Below are 21183 nucleotides of genomic sequence, written 5' to 3'. Positions count from 1 at the left end.
GAAGTAACACTAAGCGGAGAATCCCGATATGCGTATTTTGCTTGTGGAAGATGACCCAACCACATCTCGCAGCATTGAGCTCATGCTCACTCATGCGAATCTCAACGTCTATTCGACCGATATGGGAGAAGAAGGCATCGATCTCGCCAAACTCTATGACTACGATTTGATTCTTCTTGATCTGGGTTTACCAGACATGAATGGTCACGAAGTGCTTCGCCAATTGCGAATATCGCGGATCGAAACACCTATTCTCATCCTGTCTGGCGCAGACGATACCGAAAATAAGATCAAAGGGTTCGGGTTCGGTGCAGACGACTACATGACAAAGCCGTTTCACCGTGAAGAACTGGTTGCGCGAATCCATGCCATTATTCGCCGATCCAAGGGGCATTCCCAATCGGTAATCAAAACCGGTAAACTGTCTGTAAATCTCGACGCTAAAACCGTCGAAGTAGATGGTCGTACGGTACACCTGACTGGAAAAGAGTATCAGATGCTGGAACTTCTATCGCTCCGCAAAGGCACTACTCTGACAAAGGAAATGTTCCTAAATCACCTCTATGGTGGAATGGATGAACCTGAACTGAAAATCATCGATGTGTTCATCTGCAAACTTCGAAAGAAGCTTTCAAATGCCACAGATGGCGATAACTACATCGAAACCGTCTGGGGCCGAGGATACGTTCTGCGGGATCCGCAGCCTGCTGAATTTGATGCACATATCGCTGTAGGGGCGTGACCGCCTCTTAAATTCCTGAATACGCAATCACAGGGTTCTGCTGGCCCGGTGGCAATTGCCACCGGGTTTTTTTTAAGTTCCTGTGGCAATGTCTTGCAAAGGTATGGACCTTTGGAGGCGGACAGCCATAAGTGTTAGAACTGATTGAAAATGCGGAGATGGTAATGGTGCGCGATACATCCAAACTTGATGTAAACAAGCTGGATCTGGATGGAGCAGAAAAAGAACTTGCTCGTCTGGCAAAATTGTTGCTTCGCGCAAATCAGAAATACCATGCCGAAGATGCCCCGGAAATTTCAGACGCGGAATATGACGCGGCAAAGCACCGAAATCAGGAAATCGAAAGACGGTTTCCGGAACTAAAACGTAGTGACAGCCCTTCCGAACAGATTGGTGCCGCGCCTTCTGGCGGGTTTTCCAAAATCCGTCACGAACAACGCATGATGTCCTTGGGAAACGCTTTTACGGATGACGACGTCGAAGAATTCGAAACCCGAATTCGAAAATTTCTTGGCCTGTCAAATGCAGATCCTCTGGCATTTACCGCCGAGCCCAAGATCGACGGGCTCTCTTTGTCGCTTCGATATGAAAACGGTCGTTTGGTCTATGCCGCAACCCGAGGAGATGGCGCGATAGGAGAGAACGTCACGGATAATGCCCGCACGATCCGCGATATTCCCGTAATCCTTGAAAATGCGCCTGAGATTTTGGAAGTGCGAGGTGAGGTCTATATGTCTCACCAGGATTTTCAGGAGCTTAATTTTCGGCAAACCGAGGCGGGCGACAAGATTTTCGCAAATCCGCGCAACGCTGCCGCCGGTTCCCTTAGACAACTTGATGCTTCAATTACCAAATCCCGCCCATTGCGGTTCTTTGCCTATGCTTGGGGGGCGATGTCCGAGCCTTTGGCAGATACACAGCACGCGTCCATCCAGAGATTGGCGATTTTGGGATTCCAGACCAATCCATTAACCAAAACTCTCAGTTCACGAGAGAGCCTGCTGGAGCATTATCGAAGCATTGAAACCCAGCGTTCAAGTTTGGGGTATGACATTGATGGCGTGGTCTACAAAGTCGACAATCTTGAGTATCAGCAACGCCTAGGCTTTCGCTCCACAACCCCGCGTTGGGCCATTGCGCATAAGTTTCCAGCCGAAAAGGCTTGGACCCGTCTTGAGGGGATCGATATTCAAGTGGGTCGAACCGGCGCTCTCAGTCCGGTTGCGCGCCTGGCCCCGGTTACGGTCGGTGGGGTTGTGGTCTCCAATGCCACGCTTCACAACGAAGACTATATTCAGGGACGCGACAATTCGGGTGAAGAAATCCGGGATGGGAAGGATATTCGCGTTGGCGATTGGGTCGAGGTCTATCGGGCTGGTGATGTGATCCCCAAAATTTCGAATGTTGACCTGTCAAAGCGCCCAGAAAATTCCGTCCCATATCAATTTCCAACGCAATGCCCGGAATGCCAATCGGACGCCATCAAAGAAGAAGGTGATGCGGTGCGCCGGTGCACCGGTGGCATAATTTGCCCCGCACAAGCTGTCGAAAAGTTAAGGCATTTTGTATCACGCGCAGCGTTTGATATTGAAGGACTTGGGGCTAAACAGGTCGAATTGTTTTATTCCGATGTGGATCTCCCAATTCGTGAACCTGCTGACATCTTCGACCTTTCATCGCGGGATCAGAAAAACTTGAATAAGCTGAAAAACCGCGATGGGTGGGGGAATAGATCGGCCGAGAACCTGTTCAGAGCAATTGAAGAACGCCGGACAATCCCTCTGAACCGATTGATATTTGCGTTGGGCATTCGGCATGTCGGAGAAAGTGCGGCCAATCTTTTGGCGCGCCATTATGGCACTTGGGTGGCGTTGGAAGAGGCCGTTGTCTCTGCGGAAACCAGCGATGCAGCAATGGATGAGCTTTTGTCGATTGACGGAGTTGGAAGCGTCATGGCGCAATCTCTTGTTGCGGCATTTTCGCAAGAACAGGAACGCGCGTCCATTGATCGCCTAGTTTCGAAACTGACGATTGAGGCGGTCGAACAGCCAGACACCTCAGAAAGCCCGGTCGCAGGAAAAACAGTTGTATTTACCGGGACACTGGAAAAAATGACCCGTGCAGAGGCGAAAGCCCGGGCGGAAAGCCTTGGGGCCAAAGTATCGGGATCGGTTTCCAAAAAGACCGACATCCTAGTGGCGGGACCGGGCGCTGGGTCAAAGGCCAAAAAAGCAGCTGAATTGGGGATTGAAACCCTGGATGAGGATGGCTGGCTGGCGTTGATCGGGGACAACTAAATGTCGGTACGGCCAGAAATCCTTTTTCCACTTTTTTCTGATCTGGAAAGTTTAGGCGGCGTCGGTGCCAAAACGGCCAAGGCTTTTTCTACGCTGCAAATCGAAGCGCCACGCGACCTGTTAATGTCGCTGCCATATGGAGGCGTTGATCGGAAATTTAGGGCCTCCGTTACAGAGGTAACTCCCGGAAATGTCGCAACGGTCGAAGTAGAAATATTGGCGCATCGTCCCGGGCGAACGCGTCAGGCACCGTACCGTGTGGATGTAAAGGATACGCTCACCGTATTTTCGCTGGTGTTTTTTCATGCCAATCGAGATTGGCTTTCTAAACAATTGCCGGTCGGTGAAACGCGTGTCGTATCCGGTAAGGTGGAAGCATTTGACGGTCATCTACAGATCGCCCATCCGGATTTCATTGTCAAACCCAGTGAAGTGGGGCAAATACCTGATTTTGAACCAGTTTATCATCTGACATCCGGTGTTACCTCAAAACTGATGTTACGGGTGATTGGCGAAGTTTTGACCCGTGTTCCGGCATTGAAGGAGTGGATTGATCCACCCCTCAAGTCGAAGGAGCATTGGCCTGATTGGGGTGAGGCATTGCGCATGGCACATGCACCAGATGGCCCAGATGATGTGTCACCTATGTCGTCTGCGCGGCGTAGGCTGGCGTATGACGAGCTCTTTGCGCATCAGTTAACGCTGGCCTTGGCAAGATCCCAAATGCGGAGGGGCAAAGGCCAGGTTAGCTTGGCGACAGGCGAGTTGCAGGAGAAGGTTCTGGAGGCTTTGCCCTACACGCCAACAAACGCGCAACGCCAAGCCGTTGAAGAGATTACGGAAGACATGGCGTCAGGCAAGCGCATGAACCGTTTGCTACAAGGGGATGTAGGGGCTGGTAAGACGCTTGTCGCGCTAATGGCGCTTTTGGTTGCAGTTGAGGCTGGCGGGCAGGGGGTCATGATGGCCCCAACCGAAATTCTTGCGCGTCAGCATCTGGAGGGGCTCCGCCCGATGGCAGAGGCGGCTGGTGTCGTCATCGAAATCCTGACTGGCCGTGATAAAGGCGCGGAGCGCAAAGCAAAACTGGCAGCTTTGGCCAATTGCGATATCCATATTTTGGTTGGAACACATGCGGTGTTTCAAGAGGACGTCGAGTTTTATGACCTGCGACTTGCCATTGTCGATGAACAGCATCGCTTTGGAGTCGCGCAGCGGATGAAGCTTGGTGATAAGGGGCAGGCGGCGGATGTCCTGGTGATGACCGCAACGCCGATCCCGCGCAGCCTCGCTCTGGCTCAATATGGCGATATGGATGTCTCGATCCTGAATGAAAAGCCCCCAGGTCGTCAGCCAATCAAAACAGTTTTGATCCCGTCACCGCGACTGGATGAAGTGGTGGAACGTCTCAGGTCTGCCATTTCTTCGGGGGCTCAGGCTTATTGGGTCTGTCCATTGGTTGATGAAAGTGAAGTGATGAACCTGACCGCGGCGGAAGAGCGGTTCAAACATCTACGTGCAGCTCTGGGAGAAGGGGCAGTTGGTTTGGTGCATGGCCAAATGCAACCGGCAGATAAAGACACCGCCATGCGCGCGTTTCAACAGAATGAAACCAAGGTTCTGGTCGCGACAACGGTGATCGAAGTAGGTGTGGATGTTCCCAATGCCTCAATCATGGTCATTGAAGGAGCAGAGCATTTCGGCCTAGCACAATTGCATCAGTTGCGAGGACGTGTCGGTCGCGGGCAAGCAGCGTCGACCTGTTTGATGTTGTACAATGCCCCGCTGACTTCAGGCGGTGAAAAAAGGCTGGCAACGATGCGTGACACCGAAGACGGTTTTGCAATCGCAGAAGCAGATCTCGAGATTCGCGGAGCAGGAGACATGATTGGAACCGCACAATCTGGTCTTCCACAATTCATGGTGGCGGATCTGGAACATCAATCAGGATTGATGGCGGTTGCACAAAAAGATGCCCGATTGTTGTTATCTCAAGACCCTCGATTGGAATCTGAACGCGGACGTGCTGCGCGTGTTCTTCTTTGGCTGATGCGACAAGATCAAGCTATTCGTTTAATTTCAGTGGGTTAGCATTTCTTAAGTCAGAAAGTTCACAAATGTTCTTAATAAGTTCTTTACTTGATCTCTTCAATATGAGAACAAAATAGCAACAAAGGTTAACAGCCGACAAACGTGAGCAGGAGGAAATACAATGATGAAGCAGGTTATAGAAGTACTCTCCCGTTCATCTGATACCATTCTGCAAGACACGCTCGGAGCAATGTCATTGCTTGTCGTACTCGTCGCTGCACTTCACTTGCCGATGTTCACGTAAATTAAATTCTGATTACTGCCCAGCGGTCGGTCTGGTTCAGCATCCTGTCCCAAATTGATGCATAGACGGTTCACTGCCCGTCACCTGTCCCAACCCGGAGTGTTTGCCTCTATCCCACTCCGATACCGGATCACCGCACCCTCCGCCGCCTCCCTGCCAGGAGCGCGGCGGCTTTTTTTCAAATTATCAAGTTAGTGAGAAGTGTTGCTTACGTATCTTTTTGTGCTTCGATTGCACGTAACGTGGCATCAAAAGCCAGCAGGATCGACGCATGACGGTTACGAAATTCTCGGGCTGGAACCAGAACCTCGAAGCCTTCGAAAGGTGCTGAGGGGACAGGACCATTCTCGCGCAACATCGTTGCCAATTCATCTCGGCCACGTTGAATCGTCTTTTCATCTAATCCAATGACAATTTTCCCAAGCAAGGCCGCCGAGCTTTGCCCAAGGGCACATGCTTTTACATTCTGCGCAAACTCAGCAACTTTTCCCTCACCCATCACCACCTGAGCGGTGACAGTTGACCCGCAGAGCGGCGACCGTACTTTGGCCTCACCTTCAGGCGCGTCGAGCTTACCCAGATGTGGGATCTGCGCCGCAAGGGCCAGGATCTGTTTTGAATAGAGTTTGATCAGGTCGCTGTCGCTCATCTTTTCCTGCCTTTTGATCGATTTGCACCAAACAGTGAGGTGGCGCTTGGGCTGGTTGCTCCTTACATAGGGGGGGGATGAAGAAATGGAAAGGACAGGCGATGCAATTCGATGCGAGTGGTTTGAAATTCGACGACCGCGGGCTGATCCCAGCAATTGCGCAGGACGCTGAAAGCGGTGAGGTCCTGATGATGGCCTGGATGAACGAAGAGGCCATACAGCGGACATTGGAGAGTGGGAAGGTGACCTATTGGTCGCGCTCGCGGCAATCCTTTTGGGTAAAGGGCGAAAGCTCAGGCCATGTGCAGGAACTGGTCGATTTCCGTTTCGACTGTGACAAGGATTGCATTCTTGTGACGGTGCGCCAGACCGGCCCGGCTTGTCACACAAATCGCCGGTCCTGCTTTTATACCGCGGTTCGAGATGGGAATGAGGTCGAGTTGATGGCACCGATGGTGTGAGTTGGCTTTGTAAACCGGGGGCTCCGCCCCGTTGCCATTGTCGCTCGGACCAATGACGCACAACAACACCCACCGGGATATTTTCGGCAAGAGGGAAAAGGCGCAGTATCAGAGGCCAACCATTTTGCGAATATCAGCCGGGGTGGCGCCTTCAGCACGGTATTTGGCGATGGCACGGGCATCATCACGTTTAGCGAGCCGTTTGCCACTTTCGTCGCGGACTAGACGGTGATGATGGTAATTTGGAATGGGCAGGTTCAACAAAGTTAGCAAAGTCACCTGGATGGGCGTAAAATCAAAAAGATCTTCCCCCCGCACGACATCCGTGATCGATTGCGCAGCATCATCGATAGCGGAGGCAAGGAAATAGGCGACGATATCCTCTCCTTTGCGAGAGATCACAACATCTCCGATTTCGGCTTGGATGCGGTTTGGGTCGATCTGATGATGACCGAAGAACTTTTCGCCAGTTTCCTGAAATCTAGGCAGTTGATTTTTCAATAAGCCAAGAGCGCGGTCGAGATGCAGGCGCAGGGCGTCTCCTGGCTCACGTGTTGTCATCGGACGATGCTTGCATGTGCCTGGATAGACCTCATGCTCCTGACCTTCCTGAGGTGCGGCGAGCGCCGCGCGTATATCTGCGCGACTGCAAGAGCATGGGTAGAGCAGATCAAGCTTTGCGAGTTGTTCCAGATATGGATCATATGAGAAGAGCTGCTGAGACTGGCGCAGAATTGGACCATCCCAGGTCAGACCGAGCCAGGAGAGATCTTCGATGATCTGCGCGTCCCATTCCGGTTTGCTTCGTTGAAGGTCAGTGTCTTCCATTCGCAGCAGGAATTTTCCCCCGTCAGCGCGCGCCATGTCATGGGCCAAAATCGCAGAAAAGGCGTGCCCCAGATGGAGGGGACCGGTGGGGCTGGGCGCAAATCGTGTTATAAAATCAGCCAATTGCGCCCACCACTTTATTCAAAATTTTCAAGCCAATCGGACCATTCCACTTTCGCGCGGTCGGTATAGGCCTTATAGCGGTCCTTGCGCCCCCGTCGACCACCCTTGAGTCCATCCACGGGGCGGAACAACCCGAAATTCACATTCATTGGCTGGAAAGTTTTAGCCTCCGCTCCCCCAGTGATGTGGTGGATGAGCGCGCCCATCGCCGTGTCTTGCGGCACCACGGGCAGATCCTTGCCAAGGATCTCGGCGGCAGCAAGACGCCCCGCAAGCAAACCCATGGCGGAGCTTTCCACGTAACCCTCGACACCGGTCACCTGACCAGCGAAACGCAGGTTTGGACGAGACTTCAGCCGCATCTGATTGTCCAGAAGCGTGGGGGAATTCATGAACGTATTGCGGTGGATGCCTCCAAGCCGGGCAAAACTTGCGTCTTCCAGACCGGGGATCATCTTGAACACCTCGGTCTGCGCGCCGTATTTCATCTTGGTCTGAAAACCAACAATATTATAAAGCGTTCCCAACGCGTTATCCCGACGAAGTTGAACCACGGCATAGGCTTTTTCATCAGGTTTGTGAGCGTTCGTCAGACCAATTGGTTTCATCGGACCAAAGCGCAGCGTCTCTCGCCCGCGTTCTGCCATGACTTCGATCGGGAGGCAGCCGTCGAAATAGGTCGCCGTTTCACCCTCATGGAACTCGGTCTTGTCTGCCGCCAGAAGCGCATCGATGAAGGCTTCGTACTGGTCCTTGGTCATCGGGCAATTGAGGTAAGCCTTCTGCTCTTCCTCTGTTTCCCCCTTGTCATAGCGCGACTGTAACCAGGCCACGTCCATATCAATGCTTTCGGCATATACAATCGGCGCAATCGCGTCGAAGAACGCCAACCGGTCCGTGCCGGTCTCGCGCGCAATTGCCTCACCAAGGGCAGGGGATGTGAGAGGACCTGTGGCGAAAATCCAGTTGCCATCAATGGGCAGCTCGGTGATTTCGCCGTATTCCACCGAAACATTCGGCAGCGCCATCAGCTGTGCAGTTACGTCAGCCGCAAACGGATCGCGGTCCACGGCCAGTGCACCACCGGCGGGCAGTTTGTGGCGGTCGGCTGTGGTCATGATCAACCCGTTCGCTGCGCGCATTTCCCAATGCAACAACCCGACGGCGTTCTGTTCATCATCATCCGAGCGGAAGGAATTGGAGCAGACCATCTCGGCAAAATCACCGGTGCGATGCGCAAAGGTTTCCACCTTGGGACGCATCTCGTGGATCACCACGTCTACGCCCATCTGTGCGGCCTGCCATGCGGCCTCTGAGCCAGCCATTCCGCCGCCCACGATATGAAGTGTTTTATCAGTCATGGGGGGGGATATAGAGGGGGTGTTCAGATCGGGCAAGCGTTCAAACGAAAACACCCGCCAGAGGATCGGGCGGGTGCTCTCAAACTTATCGGATCTCAATCAGCTTTCGCTATTCGGATCTACCGTATCAGGCGTTTCAGCGGGGCTGTCCACCTGCACTTCTTCTTCATCGCTTTCCACCACACGGGCGACCGACACGACGCTTTCACCTTTGCCGGTGTTGAAGACTTTCACGCCTCCTGCGGAACGCGAGCGGAAGGAAATTCCGTTTACTGGGCAGCGGATAGACTGACCTTTTGATGTTGCCAACATGATTTGGTCGACCAGATCCACAGGGAAGCACGCAATGATATTGCCGCCTTTCATGGCGCTTACGCCTTGTCCACCACGCCCACTTACGCGGTAGTCATGGCTAGAGGTCAGGTTACCCGCACCGCCTACATTGATCGTGACCAGAAGTTCATTGGCCTCGAGCATTTCCTGATAGCGTTCTTCGCTAAGGACGCCTTCGGTTCCTTCGACCGCGTCCTCTTCGGTTGCTTCGCTGCCAAGGTCACCGCGGAAGCGTTTGATGAAAGCATTTCGCTCATCTGGAGTTGCTTCAAAATGGCGGATCACGGACATGGAAACAACTTCATCCCCGTCATTCACCAACTTAATTCCACGCACGCCGGTTGAGCTGCGCGAGTTGAAGACACGGGCGGCGGTGACCGGGAATCGAATGGCTCGACCAGATGAAGTGACGAGCATAACATCATCATCTTCATCACAAATTCGCGCATTGATCAGACGGGTACCCTCGTCGTCACCTTCAAATTTCATCGCAATTTTGCCGTTGGCTTTCACATTGGTGAAGTCTGACAGCCGGTTGCGACGAACCGAGCCTTTGGAGGTGGCAAACACCACCTGAAGATCATCCCAATCCTTTTCATCCCGATCGACCGGCATAATTGCAGCAATGGAAACACCAGTCGGGATCGGCAGGATGTTCACAAGCGGCTTGCCTTTGGCGGTGCGACCACCTTGTGGCAAACGCCAGGTCTTGAGTTTGTAGGCCATCCCATCTTCAGTGAAGAACAAGAGCTGGGTGTGGGTATTGGCAACGAAGAGGTTGGTGATCACATCCTCGTCTTTGGTCTGCATCCCGCTCAGACCTTTACCACCTCGTTTTTGCGCCCGGAAATCGGCAAGGGGGGTACGTTTAGCCCAACCCGAGGCCGTAATGGTCACGACCATATCCTCACGCTCGATCAGGTCTTCGTCGTCCATATCGCCGGACCAGTCGACAATCTCGGTGCGGCGCGGAACCGCAAACTGATCTTTCACCTCAACGAGTTCACCGGAAATGATCGACATAATCCGTTCGCGTGAACGAAGAATATCCAAGTAATCCCGGATCTTAGAGGCCAGCTCTTGAAGTTCGTCAGTAACTTCTTTTACGCCCATTGCGGTCAGGCGTTGCAGGCGCAGTTCCAGGATCGCGCGGGCTTGGGTTTCGCTGAGATTATAGGTCCCGTCCTCGTTCATCTTATGGGTCGGGTCGTCGATCAGCTGGATATATTCTGCAATATCGTGGGCGGGCCAGCGACGTTGCATCAGCTTGGCGCGGGCATCAGCCGGGTCTTGCGAAGACCGAATTGTTGCGACGACTTCATCAACGTTAGAAACGGCCACTGCCAATCCGCAGAGAATATGACTGCGTTCACGCGCCTTTCGCAGTTCAAATGCGGTGCGACGAGTGACAACTTCTTCCCGGAAGGTGATGAAATGGCTGAGGAAATCTCGCAGGGTCAGCTGCTCTGGGCGACCACCATTCAGCGCAAGCATGTTACAGCCAAAGCTGGTTTGCATCTGGGTGTAGCGGAACAGTTGGTTCAGCACCACTTCGGGGGTGGCGTCGCGTTTCAGCTCGACCACAACCCGCACACCAATGCGGTCCGATTCATCCTGAACCGACGAGATGCCTTCCAGCTTCTTGTCACGCACACCTTCGGCGATCCGCTCAATCAGGGTTGCCTTGTTCACCTGATAGGGAATCTCATCCAGAACAATGGCGTAGCGATCTTTCCTGATCTCTTCGATGCGAGACTTCGCCCGCACAATCACCGATCCGCGTCCTTCAAGATAGGCTTTGCGCGCCCCTGCGCGGCCCAGCATGATTCCCCCGGTTGGGAAATCTGGACCCGGGATGTATTCCATCAATCCTTCAGAGCTCAGATCTGGGTCCTCAATCAGCGCGAGCGTACCGTCAATCACCTCACCCAAATTGTGGGGCGGGATATTGGTGGCCATACCAACCGCAATACCGCCTGCGCCATTGACCAGCATATTTGGGAAACGTGCCGGAAGAACAGTGGGTTCCAGGTCTTTGCCATCATAGTTGTCGGTAAAATCAACCGTGTCTTTTTCGATATCGGCCAGCAGAGAAGCAGACGGTTTGTCCATCCGAACTTCGGTGTAACGCATCGCCGCCGGGTTATCACCATCCATCGAGCCGAAGTTGCCTTGACCATCCAGCAAAGGCAGTGACATCGAGAATGGCTGCGCCATACGCACAAGCGCGTCATAGATCGCGCTGTCGCCGTGCGGGTGGTACTTACCCATCGTATCACCTACCGGGCGGGCAGACTTGCGATAGGGCTTATCATGGCCGTTATTTGTCTCGTGCATTGCATAGAGAATGCGCCGATGTACCGGTTTCAGACCATCGCGCAGATCAGGGATCGCGCGGCTGACAATGACCGACATCGCATAATCGAGATAGGAGTTCTTCATCTCCTCTTCGATTGAGATCTGCGGCCCGTCATATACCGGACGCTCGGGGGGTGTTTCGCCTGTGTTTTCAGGGGTATCGGGAGTATCGCTCACGTTGTCCGCCGTTCTGGTGCGTTTCACACAATATCTTGATTGACCTTCTATATCATTGGGGGGTTAGCAGGGGCAACCAAAAGGGGCCATTTCACGCGTGAATTAGGCTGTTTTTCATCTGAGTTCGTCTTGTGGATCAAGAGCGCTCGAAACGCGCGCTTTCGCTCTTGGCTTTCGCGCCTACATAAAGGAAACTCGCGCAAATTTTGCGGCCAGCCAGAGGAGTAGCCCAGCATGTCCAAGCCCCGCAGCATCTTTGAAGAAGTAAGTGAAGAGGGTGCAAAGCCGGTCGCAAAAACCGGCGGCATTAATCGCGGTGGGGCCGGGGGTGGCAATCGGCGATGGGTGCGGATCTGGTTGGCGATACTGTTTGTTTTGGTTGCTGCGATGGTCGTTGTTGGCGGGCTGACACGTCTTACCGACTCCGGCCTTTCCATTACCGAATGGGCTCCGATCACCGGCGCACTTCCCCCGCTGAATGAGGCCGCATGGCTGGTGGAATTCGAGAAATATCAACAGATTCCAGAATTTAAGCTGCAAAACAGTCATATGGATCTGGCCGCATTCAAAGAAATCTATTGGTGGGAGTGGGGGCATCGCCAACTGGGTCGCTTCATTGGTCTAGTATGGGCGGTCGGGTTCTTGGTGTTGTTACTGACAAAATCCATCCCCACGGGCTGGACCGGCCGTCTGATTGGTCTTGGTGCGCTTGGAGGGTTGCAGGGGTTCATTGGCTGGTGGATGGTTTCTTCTGGCCTGTCCGGTGACATGGTAGACGTTGCCTCCTATCGACTGGCCACACACTTGGGATTGGCCTTTGTCATTCTCGGCCTGATCACCTGGTATATATTGTCACTTGGTCGCGATGCGGCCGCGATGATGACTGCCCGTCGCGCACGGGAAACCAAATTGTGGGGTATGTCCACCGGGCTCTTGCATTTGGCATTCCTGCAAATCCTTCTTGGAGCTCTTGTCGCTGGGATTGATGCCGGGCGCAGCTTTGTTGACTGGCCTTGGATGGGGGATCAGTTTTTCCCGCCAGACGCATTTGACATATCGCCCATGTGGCGGAATTTCTTTGAAAACGCTGGGCTTGTTCAATTCATGCACCGGATGGTGGGCTATGTATTGGTGATTTTCGCAATTGTGATATGGCGCGCGTCCCGTCGCTCACCTAATGCAAATACCCGCATGGCATTTTCACTGGTTACGGTCATGGTATTGGCCCAGGCCGTCTTGGGTATTGCCACCGTGCTTCAGGCCGCCCCGCTGCATGTCGCGATCACCCACCAGATCGGAGCAATTCTGGTTTTTGTCCTCGCTCTGAACGCCCGTTTTCTTTCGGGGTATCCTACAGAACAATCTGTAAGAGGTTGATATGACATCTTTTAATGAATTGATGGCCTTCCAGCGCGATACGAGGGCCTTAGGAGAGGTTGCTGGCCGTCAAGGCTGGGATCAGGAAACCGTAATGCCGGATGGCGCAGGAGACCAGCGTGCTGAAGAGATGGCAACGTTGGAAAAGATCCTGCATCAACGCAAGACAGATCCGCGCATTGGCGAGTGGCTTTCTGCGATCAGTGAGGGCGAATTGAACGACGTTGAGCGAGCCAATCTGCGCCACATCCGTCGCGATTTCACCCGGCTCTCTCGCGTGCCAGAGGCGCTGGCCGCCGAAATAGCCCGCGTTACATCAAAAGCCCAGTCTCACTGGGCAGAAGCACGTTCAAACAATGATTTCAAAAGCTTTCAGCCCGTTCTTGAAGAGGTCGTAAGGCTTGAACGAGAACGCGCAGCAGCGCTTGCTGATGGTGGTGATCTCTATGATGCCCTGCTCGAAGAATATGAGCCGGGCACCTCTGGTGATGACATCCAGCACCTTTTTGATGCAATGCGACCGCGTCTTGTGGCACTGCGCGACGCAGCTTTGGGATCCGCATATCAGCCCGAACCAATGAGCGGGACGTACTCAGCCAAAAAGCAAATGAAACTGGCCCGAAAGCTGGCGAAGAAATTCGGTTATGACTTTCATCACGGTCGGTTGGACAAAGCGGTTCATCCTTTCTCATCAGGGTCCGGGCAAGATGTACGCATAACAACCCGCACTGCCGCAAACGATCCTTTCAATTGCATCTATTCCACGATTCACGAAGTTGGTCATGCCTGTTATGAGCTGAACATCGACGATGCACATCTTTTTACGCCCTTGGGATCCGGCGTTTCGATGGGGGTGCATGAAAGCCAGTCTCGGATTTACGAAAATCAATTGGGACGGTCACGGGCATTTAGTGGCTACCTTTATGAACAAATGGAAAAAACATTTGGCAAAGCCCCAGCCAGCACATCTGATGAATTTTATCGAACTGTAAACCGGATCAACAAAGGGTTTATTCGGACTGAAGCAGATGAGGCACAATACAACCTGCATGTCATGCTGAGATTTGATCTTGAACGCCGTTTGATCGGTGGGCAACTTGAGGTGGTGGATCTGGAAGATGCTTGGAATGCACGTTTCCTTGCAGATTTCGGGTACGAAGTGGATAGGGCCTCAAATGGCGTATTGCAGGATGTGCACTGGTCAGTCGGATTGTTTGGATATTTCCCAACCTACTCATTGGGCAATATCTATGCCGGTTGCCTTTACGAGGCGATGAGGACGGATTTACCTAAACTGGATGAGAAGCTCGCTGCGGGGAAGGCGACCCATGCGACCGGATGGCTGCGCGACAAATTGCAGTCATTCGGAGGGTTACGAGAACCTGAAGAGACAATCGAACATGCCACTGGAATGCCAATTACTGTGGAACCGCTTTTAGATTACCTCGAGGACAAATTCTCAGCGATCTACAAACTGTGAATTGCAAATCTCCAGTAAAATAAGGAGATCGGCGGTTTTCCGCGCTCAAAAAACACGACAGTAGCTTGAGTCAAGAAAATGCGGCAATGAAACCGCATACAGGCCCATCTTTGGTCAAATTTATACTCCATCTTAACTCTTGGCGAAGTGTATTCGACAAGACGAAATCTCTTTGTCAGCGAAGTCATTTGAATATGAGGTGCAAGGCTAGGAGCAGGATGTGATGAAACAGAATGAGATGCCGAAGGGCAAAAAGGGCGCAATCAGTGCGCTTAGAGCTGCGACCATCGTCATTGCAGGAGCCTCTACTTTACTGAGCTCAGGCACAGCATACGCGGCAGGGAGCTATTTCGTTCCAAATAAAGGACAGGTCTCGGCGCCACCCGGTGCGCGTGCGCTTTGCAAGACCTATCAATGGGCGTGTTCATCGTCGCGGAAACAGGCTGCAATTCCCGGAGAAATGCAGCTTGTGTCGAAAATCAATTCATATGTTAACAGGACGACAAAACCCATCGAAGACAGTCGGCAGTATGGTGTAAAAGAACGATGGGCCATGCCGACAAGGCGAGGTGGAGATTGTGAAGATTACGTTCTGGCTAAAAAACACGCTCTGATCGGCCGGGGGATTTCCCCACAACGATTGTTGATTGCAACTGTTCTCGATCGGAAGCGAAACTCGCATGCGGTTTTGGTGTATCGCTCTGCGCAGGGTGATCTAATTTTGGATAATGTGACCAATAGGATCAAAACATGGAAGGATACACGCTATTTGTTCCTTCGGATGCAGGACCCAAATAATCCAGCTCACTGGGTAAATGTATTCTCAGGCGGATAACAGACCACCAATTCGACAAAAGAGAACGGGCGCACTCATCAAGTGCGCCCGTTTTTCATTACTTACAGCAAAATGGCCAATATCCGTCCGGATACTATTAGCGGTTCTTCTTGCCTTGGTTGCCATCTTGACCGCTACTACCCTGGCCATTTGAGCTGCCAGAGCCACCGGCTGTACAGGTCGAGTTTCCGTTACCTGTGCAGTCAGGCTTGCCACCGCCATTGCTGCCACCACCAGTGCTGCCGCCGCCGGTGCTACCACCGCTGGAACCGCCAGTGCTGCTGCCACCGGTGCTACCGCCGCTGGAACCGCCAGTGCTGCTGCCACCAGTGCTACCGCCGCTGGAACCGCCAGTGCTGCTGCCACCGGTGCTGCCACCGCTGGAACCGCCAGTGCTGCTGCCGCCGGTGCTGCCACCGCTGGAACCGCCAGTGCTGCTGCCGCCGGTGCTGCCACCGCTGGACCCGCCAGTGCTGCCGCCTCCGGTGCTACCACCACCAATATCGACAGTACCACTACCGACATCGCTCGAACCACTAGTTGTATCATCGGCAGGGTCATCATCGCTGGAGCCGCTGTCGGTGGAGCCAGAATTGCGACCTCCACGACCGCGATCTTGTCGATCTTCGCGGAGACGATCTACATCAGCTTGACCAGGAATGGTCGCCGTAGGTAGCGAACTTAGTGCTTCGGCAAAGGCCGGACACTGAGCGCTGGTTCGTTCAAGAACATTCAGAAATTCATCGTGGCGCTGGATATAACGCAGCATCTGCGTTGTAACCACATCGCATGCGCAAAGCACATCTGGATCCAGAGTTTCTTGTGCAGTTCGATAGTTACATTCGGCTGCTGAACTGGCCTGGGCAGAGCCCAATACCACTGCGCCAGCTGTAATCAAGCTGGCTAATGTTGTCTTACCTCTAAGCATGTTCTCCCCCTTAAAAGTTGTTTCACTAAAATTTCAGCGATCTAAGTGGAGAAGTTCCTGAAACCAAAATTCAAGAAACCGAGCTATCAATCGCTGCCTTTATTTTGCCATAAAATTGCCCAGAAAACGCCTATCATTAGATTAATTTCAGCCACTATTGATGCTAATCAATAAATCTTTTGATTTATTTTTTCTATTAATTGAAAGGCAAAAGACCTCGCCCGATTTGAGTAACGTTAAAATCAGCCTCATTTGCCGTTGGAATTGCACCTCGAAGGCTCAAAATGAGAATCAGTGCAATATAGAAACAGTAAAAAAATCCCCGCAAGATTGTTGCTTGCGGGGAGATAATTATAAATTTTCCAGTGTGTTGTCAGATCTACGTGATCGGCGCGTTTGTGGCTGCCGATTTTGCGATCTCTTTTAACAGTGCCCGCCCGCGTTTTTCAGCTCGGCGGACACGGATGGCCGTCATGAAAGCCTCTTCCAAGGTTGTGGAGGAGGTACCGACCTCTTTCTTGATCCGCGTGATCACATCTTCATCGCCTGTGGCGTCGACAACCTTTAGAACTTCTTGTGCCAGTCCGTCTGCAACCTGTTCGAGAAAATCCATGTGATTGACCCTTTGCGTATGTTACCGAGTGTTCTCGGTCAGGCGACGGCGCACATATTCATCGACGCAATTAATCATTGTGTCCATATGCGGCTCTTCGAAGAAGTGGCCGGACCCCTCGATTTCAGTATGCGTGATTGTGATCCCTTTTTGCTCGTGCAGCTTGTCTACCAGCGTATGTGTATCCGCAGGAGGGGCGACACGGTCATTGGTTCCGTTAATGATCAAGCCAGAACTGGGGCAGGGCGCCAGAAAGCTGAAGTCATACATGTTTGCCGGTGGCGAGACCGAGATAAAACCAGTGATTTCCGGGCGGCGCATCAAAAGTTGCATTCCGATCCAGGCACCGAACGAGAATCCTGCGACCCAACAATGTTTTGCATTAGGGTTCATCGATTGCAGGTAATCCAGCGCCGACGCCGCATCCGACAACTCGCCCACACCCTGATCATATTCACCTTGTGACCGCCCAACTCCACGGAAGTTAAAGCGCAGCACGTTGAAGCCCATTTTGTGGAAGGCATAATGCAGGTTATAGACCACTTTGTTATTCATCGTTCCGCCGAATTGCGGGTGCGGATGCAGCACGATGGCAATTGGGGCGTCTTTTTCTTTTTGTGGGTGATAGCGGCCTTCTAGCCGGCCTTCGGGGCCGGGAAAAATCACTTCGGGCATTCTTTTGCTCTCTCCTGTCCGCTCACCCCCGGCTATTCTTGACGGGTCTTGGTAAGCGCCATAATACGGTGTGGGCATACTTTGGGCGCAATTCCCTGAGCATGCACGTCTTTAGTGACCTAGTGGTCCATGCGGGCAAGGTCAATGTTTTTGGCACCAATTGACGGGGGCAGGGATGAAACTCTCGACCAAAGGGCGATACGCAATGGTGGCATTGGCTGATCTGGCTATGATGCCAGAAGGAGAGCTCTTGTCGCTGACCGATCTGTCAAAGCGGCAAGATATCTCACTCCCGTATCTGGAACAGCTCTTTGTAAAACTGCGTCGGGCCGAGCTTGTTGAAAGTGTCCGTGGACCCGGCGGCGGCTACCGGCTTGCTCGATCTGCCAGCGAAATTCGTGTCTCCGAAATTCTGTCTGCCGTCGATGAAACCGTGTCGGCGATGCATAAGGGGGCAGGTGCCTCCGGCGCTCAATCAGGATCCCGCGCCCAATCGATGACCAACAGGCTGTGGGAAGGGTTGTCAGCACATGTTTACGTGTTCCTGCACCAAACCCGCCTGTCGGATGTTGTGAAAAACGAGCTGACCCCATGTCCGGCCGTCCCAACTTTGTTCTCAGTTGTGGATGAAGATTAAGCCCCGATTATCTGAAACCGGGACAGACGGACATTAAAGACCTCTATGAAAGAGAACGTCATGAAACGTGCATACTTGGATTGGAACGCGACGACTCCTCTGCGCCCTGAAGCACGTGAGGCAATGATCCGTGCGATGGGTCTTGTGGGAAATCCGTCTTCCGTTCACGCTGAAGGGCGCGCTACAAAAGGGTTAATGGAACGCGCCCGCAAGGATCTGGCGTCCTGTTTGGGGGCGGAAGGGGCCGACATTATTTTCACCTCGTCTGCTACCGAGGCTGCGGCTCTGGCTTTGAACGGGCGGGGGATACACTGTTCGGGCGTGGAACATGATGCCGTAAGATCATGGTGCGCTGAGGATCTGGTGGTTGATGCAAATGGCAAGGTGACCGTTCCTGACCCGTCGCATTCTGCACTGCAACTGGCAAATTCAGAAACCGGGATTATCCAGACCCTGCCGGACGGTCTGCGGCTAACCGATGCGACACAGGCCTTCGGAAAAATTCCATTTGCGTTCAACTGGTGCGGGGCAGATATGGCAATCGTTTCTGCTCATAAACTGGGTGGCCCCAAAGGAATTGGCGCATTGATCGTCAAGCGTGGCACTGATGTGGCGGCTCAGATCAAAGGGGGTGGTCAAGAGATGGGCCGCCGTTCCGGAACCGAGAACATTATCGGCATTGCGGGATTTGCTGCGGCCGCTAGAGCTGCGCAGAAAGATATTGAATCCGGCGTTTGCGAGCGTGTCGCAGAACTTAGAAAGATTCTAGAAAATACCATTGCGGAATCGGCAAAAGATACTATTTTTGTCGGGAAAGACGCGAACAGGCTTCCTAACACCTCCTGTTTCATCACTCCGGGCTGGAAAGGTGAGACGCAGGTGATGGTGATGGATCTGGCAGGCTTTGCCATTTCGGCAGGCTCTGCCTGTTCCTCGGGGAAGGTTAAATCCAGCGCTGTGTTGAAGGCGATGGGCTATGAAGAGGGGCTTGCGGGGTGCGCAATACGCGTGTCGCTTGGCCCCGAAACGAGTGAGGAAGAGATCCTGGCGTTTGCCAATGCCTGGGGTCGGGAATATGGAAAATTTCGCGCCCGCAACGGGTGAGCGGATTGAAAGGGTGAGATGGCCGGTTTGGATGAACTGAACGTCAAGGATGGCGTAGAGGAAGAAACCGTTGAGGCGGTGAAATCGCTTGCCGGAAAATACAAATACGGTTGGGAAACCGAGATTGAGATGGAATACGCTCCGAAGGGCGTAAACCCCGATATCGTGCGCCTGATTTCTGACAAGAACGACGAACCGGAATGGATGACCGAATGGCGCCTTGCCGCGTTTCAGCGTTGGGAAAAAATGGATGAACCCAGCTGGGCTCTGTTGAACTACCCGGAAATCGATTTTCAGGATCAGTATTACTATGCCCGTCCGAAATCGATGGAAGAAAAACCCAAATCGCTGGAGGACGTTGATCCCAAGCTGCTGGAAACCTATCAAAAACTTGGCATTCCTCTGAAAGAACAGATGATCCTGGCTGGTGTTGAGGGGGCCGAGGATATGCCCGCCGAGGGCCGCAAAGTGGCTGTGGATGCGGTGTTTGACTCCGTCTCGGTTGGCACGACCTTCCAAGCTGAACTGAAGAAAGCCGGCGTGATTTTCTGCTCGATCTCAGAAGCGATCCGCGAACATCCCGAACTGGTTAAGAAGTACCTCGGAACCGTGGTGCCCGTCACCGACAACTACTATGCAACGCTGAACTCGGCGGTGTTCTCGGACGGGTCCTTTGTCTACATCCCACCGAACACCCGCTGCCCGATGGAATTGTCGACCTATTTCCGCATCAACGCGGAAAACACCGGCCAATTTGAACGCACGCTGATCATCGCCGACAAAGGCTCGTACGTAAGCTACCTCGAAGGCTGCACCGCGCCGCAACGCGACACCGCACAGCTGCACGCCGCAGTGGTGGAAATCATTATCGAAGAAGACGCCGAAGTAAAATACTCGACCGTTCAGAACTGGTTCCCCGGTGATGAAGAGGGCAAGGGCGGTATCTATAACTTCGTGACCAAACGCGCCGATTGCCGTGGTGATCGGTCAAAAGTGATGTGGACCCAGGTGGAAACCGGTTCCGCCGTGACCTGGAAATATCCGTCCTGCATCCTGCGTGGGGCCGAAAGCCAGGGCGAGTTCTATTCGATTGCGATCACCAACAACTATCAGCAGGCCGATACCGGTACGAAGATGGTTCACCTTGGCCGTGACAGCAAATCGCGCATCGTGTCCAAGGGCATCTCGGCGGGCAAGGCACAGAACACCTATCGTGGTCTGGTGTCGATGCACCCGAAAGCGAAGAACTCGCGCAACTACACACAATGTGACAGCCTTCTGATCGGGGATCAGTGCGGGGCACATACGGTGCCTTACATTGAGGTCAAGAACAACTCGTCACGTGTCGAGCATGAGGCAACCACTTCTAAGGTAGATGAGGAACAAATGTTCTATTGCCGTCAACGCGGTATGGACGAGGAAGAGGCCGTGGCGCTGATTGTGAACGGGTTCGCCAAGGAAGTTCTTCAAGCCCTGCCGATGGAATTTGCCATGGAAGCGCAACAGCTTGTAGCGATTTCTCTGGAAGGCTCGGTGGGCTGATCCTGCCATATATGAGGTGTGACAATGAGCAATCTGCGTGACGGAATTGAAAGTGCTATCCCCTTTGCTTTCCCGGCAATCGGCGGGCTGATTGCGGTTGTCGTCATAAACCTCAATCCCAAGGCGCTGATGAATCCGATGATATGGATCCCGTTGGGGATCTTCCTTGGCTGGGCTGCCGGGCGCGGTGCGCTCAAACTGATGAGCCGGTGGCACTGATGCCCTGGTGTAAAAACACGGTCAGAGGCGTGGACCTCGACTATGAAGTGATCAACAACATGCTGATGGTGTCGGCCTCGGGCACGGCTGTCACTGTTTCGTAAGGACG

General features: G+C 53.1%; 18 protein-coding genes and 1 pseudogene. 12 read left to right on the top strand and 7 right to left on the bottom strand.

Going from position 1 to position 21183, the window contains the following annotated elements:
- Nucleotides 1-28: 28 nt before the first annotated feature.
- From ctrA to recG, 3 genes are all read left to right on the top strand, one after another.
- On the top strand, nucleotides 29-742 hold the full coding sequence (ctrA, locus tag O2N63_RS12320; protein WP_271054577.1) for a response regulator transcription factor CtrA: 714 nt from the start codon (nucleotides 29-31) through the stop codon (nucleotides 740-742).
- A gap of 164 nt (nucleotides 743-906) precedes the next feature.
- Nucleotides 907-3039: an NAD-dependent DNA ligase LigA gene (gene ligA / locus O2N63_RS12315; RefSeq protein WP_271054576.1), complete on the top strand. Its 2133-nt coding sequence runs from the start codon at nucleotides 907-909 to the stop codon at nucleotides 3037-3039.
- Nucleotides 3040-5130: an ATP-dependent DNA helicase RecG gene (gene recG, locus O2N63_RS12310; protein WP_271054575.1), complete on the top strand. Its 2091-nt coding sequence runs from the start codon at nucleotides 3040-3042 to the stop codon at nucleotides 5128-5130.
- Nucleotides 5131-5582: 452 nt separating this feature from the next.
- Here the strand turns inward: recG and O2N63_RS12305 are convergent, their stop codons facing one another.
- Nucleotides 5583-6023, bottom strand: a complete 441-nt coding sequence (locus O2N63_RS12305; RefSeq protein WP_271054574.1) for an iron-sulfur cluster assembly scaffold protein — start codon at nucleotides 6021-6023, stop codon at nucleotides 5583-5585.
- 101 nt (nucleotides 6024-6124) lie between these two features.
- Between O2N63_RS12305 and hisI the strand changes: the two genes are divergently transcribed.
- Nucleotides 6125-6484, top strand: a complete 360-nt coding sequence (hisI, locus tag O2N63_RS12300; protein WP_271054694.1) for a phosphoribosyl-AMP cyclohydrolase — start codon at nucleotides 6125-6127, stop codon at nucleotides 6482-6484.
- A 108-nt stretch (nucleotides 6485-6592) separates the two neighbouring features.
- On the opposite strand, the gene gluQRS is transcribed toward hisI, so the two are convergent.
- The 3 genes from gluQRS to gyrA all read right to left on the bottom strand — a co-directional run bounded on the left by gluQRS (nucleotide 6593) and on the right by gyrA (nucleotide 11664).
- Nucleotides 6593-7435 carry a tRNA glutamyl-Q(34) synthetase GluQRS gene (gene gluQRS / locus O2N63_RS12295; protein ID WP_271054573.1) on the bottom strand — a complete coding sequence of 281 codons (843 nt, stop codon included), beginning with the start codon at nucleotides 7433-7435 and terminating at the stop codon, nucleotides 6593-6595.
- A gap of 14 nt (nucleotides 7436-7449) precedes the next feature.
- Nucleotides 7450-8796, bottom strand: a complete 1347-nt coding sequence (trmFO, locus tag O2N63_RS12290) for a methylenetetrahydrofolate--tRNA-(uracil(54)-C(5))-methyltransferase (FADH(2)-oxidizing) TrmFO (protein ID WP_271054572.1) — start codon at nucleotides 8794-8796, stop codon at nucleotides 7450-7452.
- 99 nt (nucleotides 8797-8895) lie between these two features.
- Nucleotides 8896-11664: a DNA gyrase subunit A gene (gene gyrA, locus O2N63_RS12285; protein WP_271054571.1), complete on the bottom strand. Its 2769-nt coding sequence runs from the start codon at nucleotides 11662-11664 to the stop codon at nucleotides 8896-8898.
- A gap of 234 nt (nucleotides 11665-11898) precedes the next feature.
- Between gyrA and ctaA the strand changes: the two genes are divergently transcribed.
- From ctaA to O2N63_RS12270, 3 genes are all read left to right on the top strand, one after another.
- Complete coding sequence (gene ctaA / locus O2N63_RS12280; protein ID WP_271054570.1) at nucleotides 11899-13041, top strand: heme A synthase; 1143 nt, start codon at nucleotides 11899-11901, stop codon at nucleotides 13039-13041.
- A 1-nt stretch (nucleotide 13042) separates the two neighbouring features.
- Nucleotides 13043-14521 (top strand): carboxypeptidase M32, encoded by a 1479-nt coding sequence (locus O2N63_RS12275; protein ID WP_271054569.1) that lies wholly within the window; start codon nucleotides 13043-13045, stop codon nucleotides 14519-14521.
- Nucleotides 14522-14744: 223 nt separating this feature from the next.
- Nucleotides 14745-15356, top strand: coding sequence for a transglutaminase-like cysteine peptidase (locus O2N63_RS12270; RefSeq protein ID WP_271054568.1), 612 nt, complete (start codon nucleotides 14745-14747; stop codon nucleotides 15354-15356).
- Here the strand turns inward: O2N63_RS12270 and O2N63_RS12265 are convergent.
- From O2N63_RS12265 to O2N63_RS12255, 3 genes are all read right to left on the bottom strand, one after another.
- Nucleotides 15345-15881, bottom strand: a complete 537-nt coding sequence (locus O2N63_RS12265) for a hypothetical protein (protein ID WP_271054567.1) — start codon at nucleotides 15879-15881, stop codon at nucleotides 15345-15347. The two genes, O2N63_RS12270 and O2N63_RS12265, sit on opposite strands and share 12 nt — an antisense overlap.
- Before the next feature lie 782 nt (nucleotides 15882-16663).
- Nucleotides 16664-16897: a hypothetical protein gene (locus O2N63_RS12260; RefSeq protein WP_271054566.1), complete on the bottom strand. Its 234-nt coding sequence runs from the start codon at nucleotides 16895-16897 to the stop codon at nucleotides 16664-16666.
- 21 nt (nucleotides 16898-16918) lie between these two features.
- Nucleotides 16919-17572, bottom strand: a complete 654-nt coding sequence (locus O2N63_RS12255; RefSeq protein ID WP_271054565.1) for an alpha/beta hydrolase — start codon at nucleotides 17570-17572, stop codon at nucleotides 16919-16921.
- A 175-nt stretch (nucleotides 17573-17747) separates the two neighbouring features.
- Here O2N63_RS12255 and iscR point away from each other — a divergent pair, with 175 nt between their 5' ends.
- The 5 genes and pseudogenes from iscR to O2N63_RS12230 form a co-directional block, all read left to right on the top strand.
- Complete coding sequence (iscR, locus tag O2N63_RS12250; RefSeq protein ID WP_271054564.1) at nucleotides 17748-18209, top strand: Fe-S cluster assembly transcriptional regulator IscR; 462 nt, start codon at nucleotides 17748-17750, stop codon at nucleotides 18207-18209.
- Nucleotides 18210-18269: 60 nt separating this feature from the next.
- Nucleotides 18270-19313: a cysteine desulfurase family protein gene (locus tag O2N63_RS12245; RefSeq protein WP_271054563.1), complete on the top strand. Its 1044-nt coding sequence runs from the start codon at nucleotides 18270-18272 to the stop codon at nucleotides 19311-19313.
- 18 nt (nucleotides 19314-19331) lie between these two features.
- Nucleotides 19332-20855, top strand: coding sequence for a Fe-S cluster assembly protein SufB (gene sufB / locus O2N63_RS12240; protein ID WP_271054562.1), 1524 nt, complete (start codon nucleotides 19332-19334; stop codon nucleotides 20853-20855).
- A 24-nt stretch (nucleotides 20856-20879) separates the two neighbouring features.
- Entirely contained in the window at nucleotides 20880-21074 is a 195-nt protein-coding gene (locus tag O2N63_RS12235; RefSeq protein WP_271054561.1) for a hypothetical protein, read from the top strand.
- A 14-nt stretch (nucleotides 21075-21088) separates the two neighbouring features.
- Nucleotides 21089-21178, top strand: a pseudogene (locus O2N63_RS12230) (heavy metal-binding domain-containing protein); the annotation flags it as partial.
- Nucleotides 21179-21183 lie beyond the last annotated feature (5 nt).

It is taken from the genome of Aliiroseovarius salicola (genome assembly GCF_027891095.1).
GTDB lineage: Bacteria > Pseudomonadota > Alphaproteobacteria > Rhodobacterales > Rhodobacteraceae > Aliiroseovarius > Aliiroseovarius salicola.
This window is presented reverse-complemented; position numbering and strand designations above follow the sequence as displayed.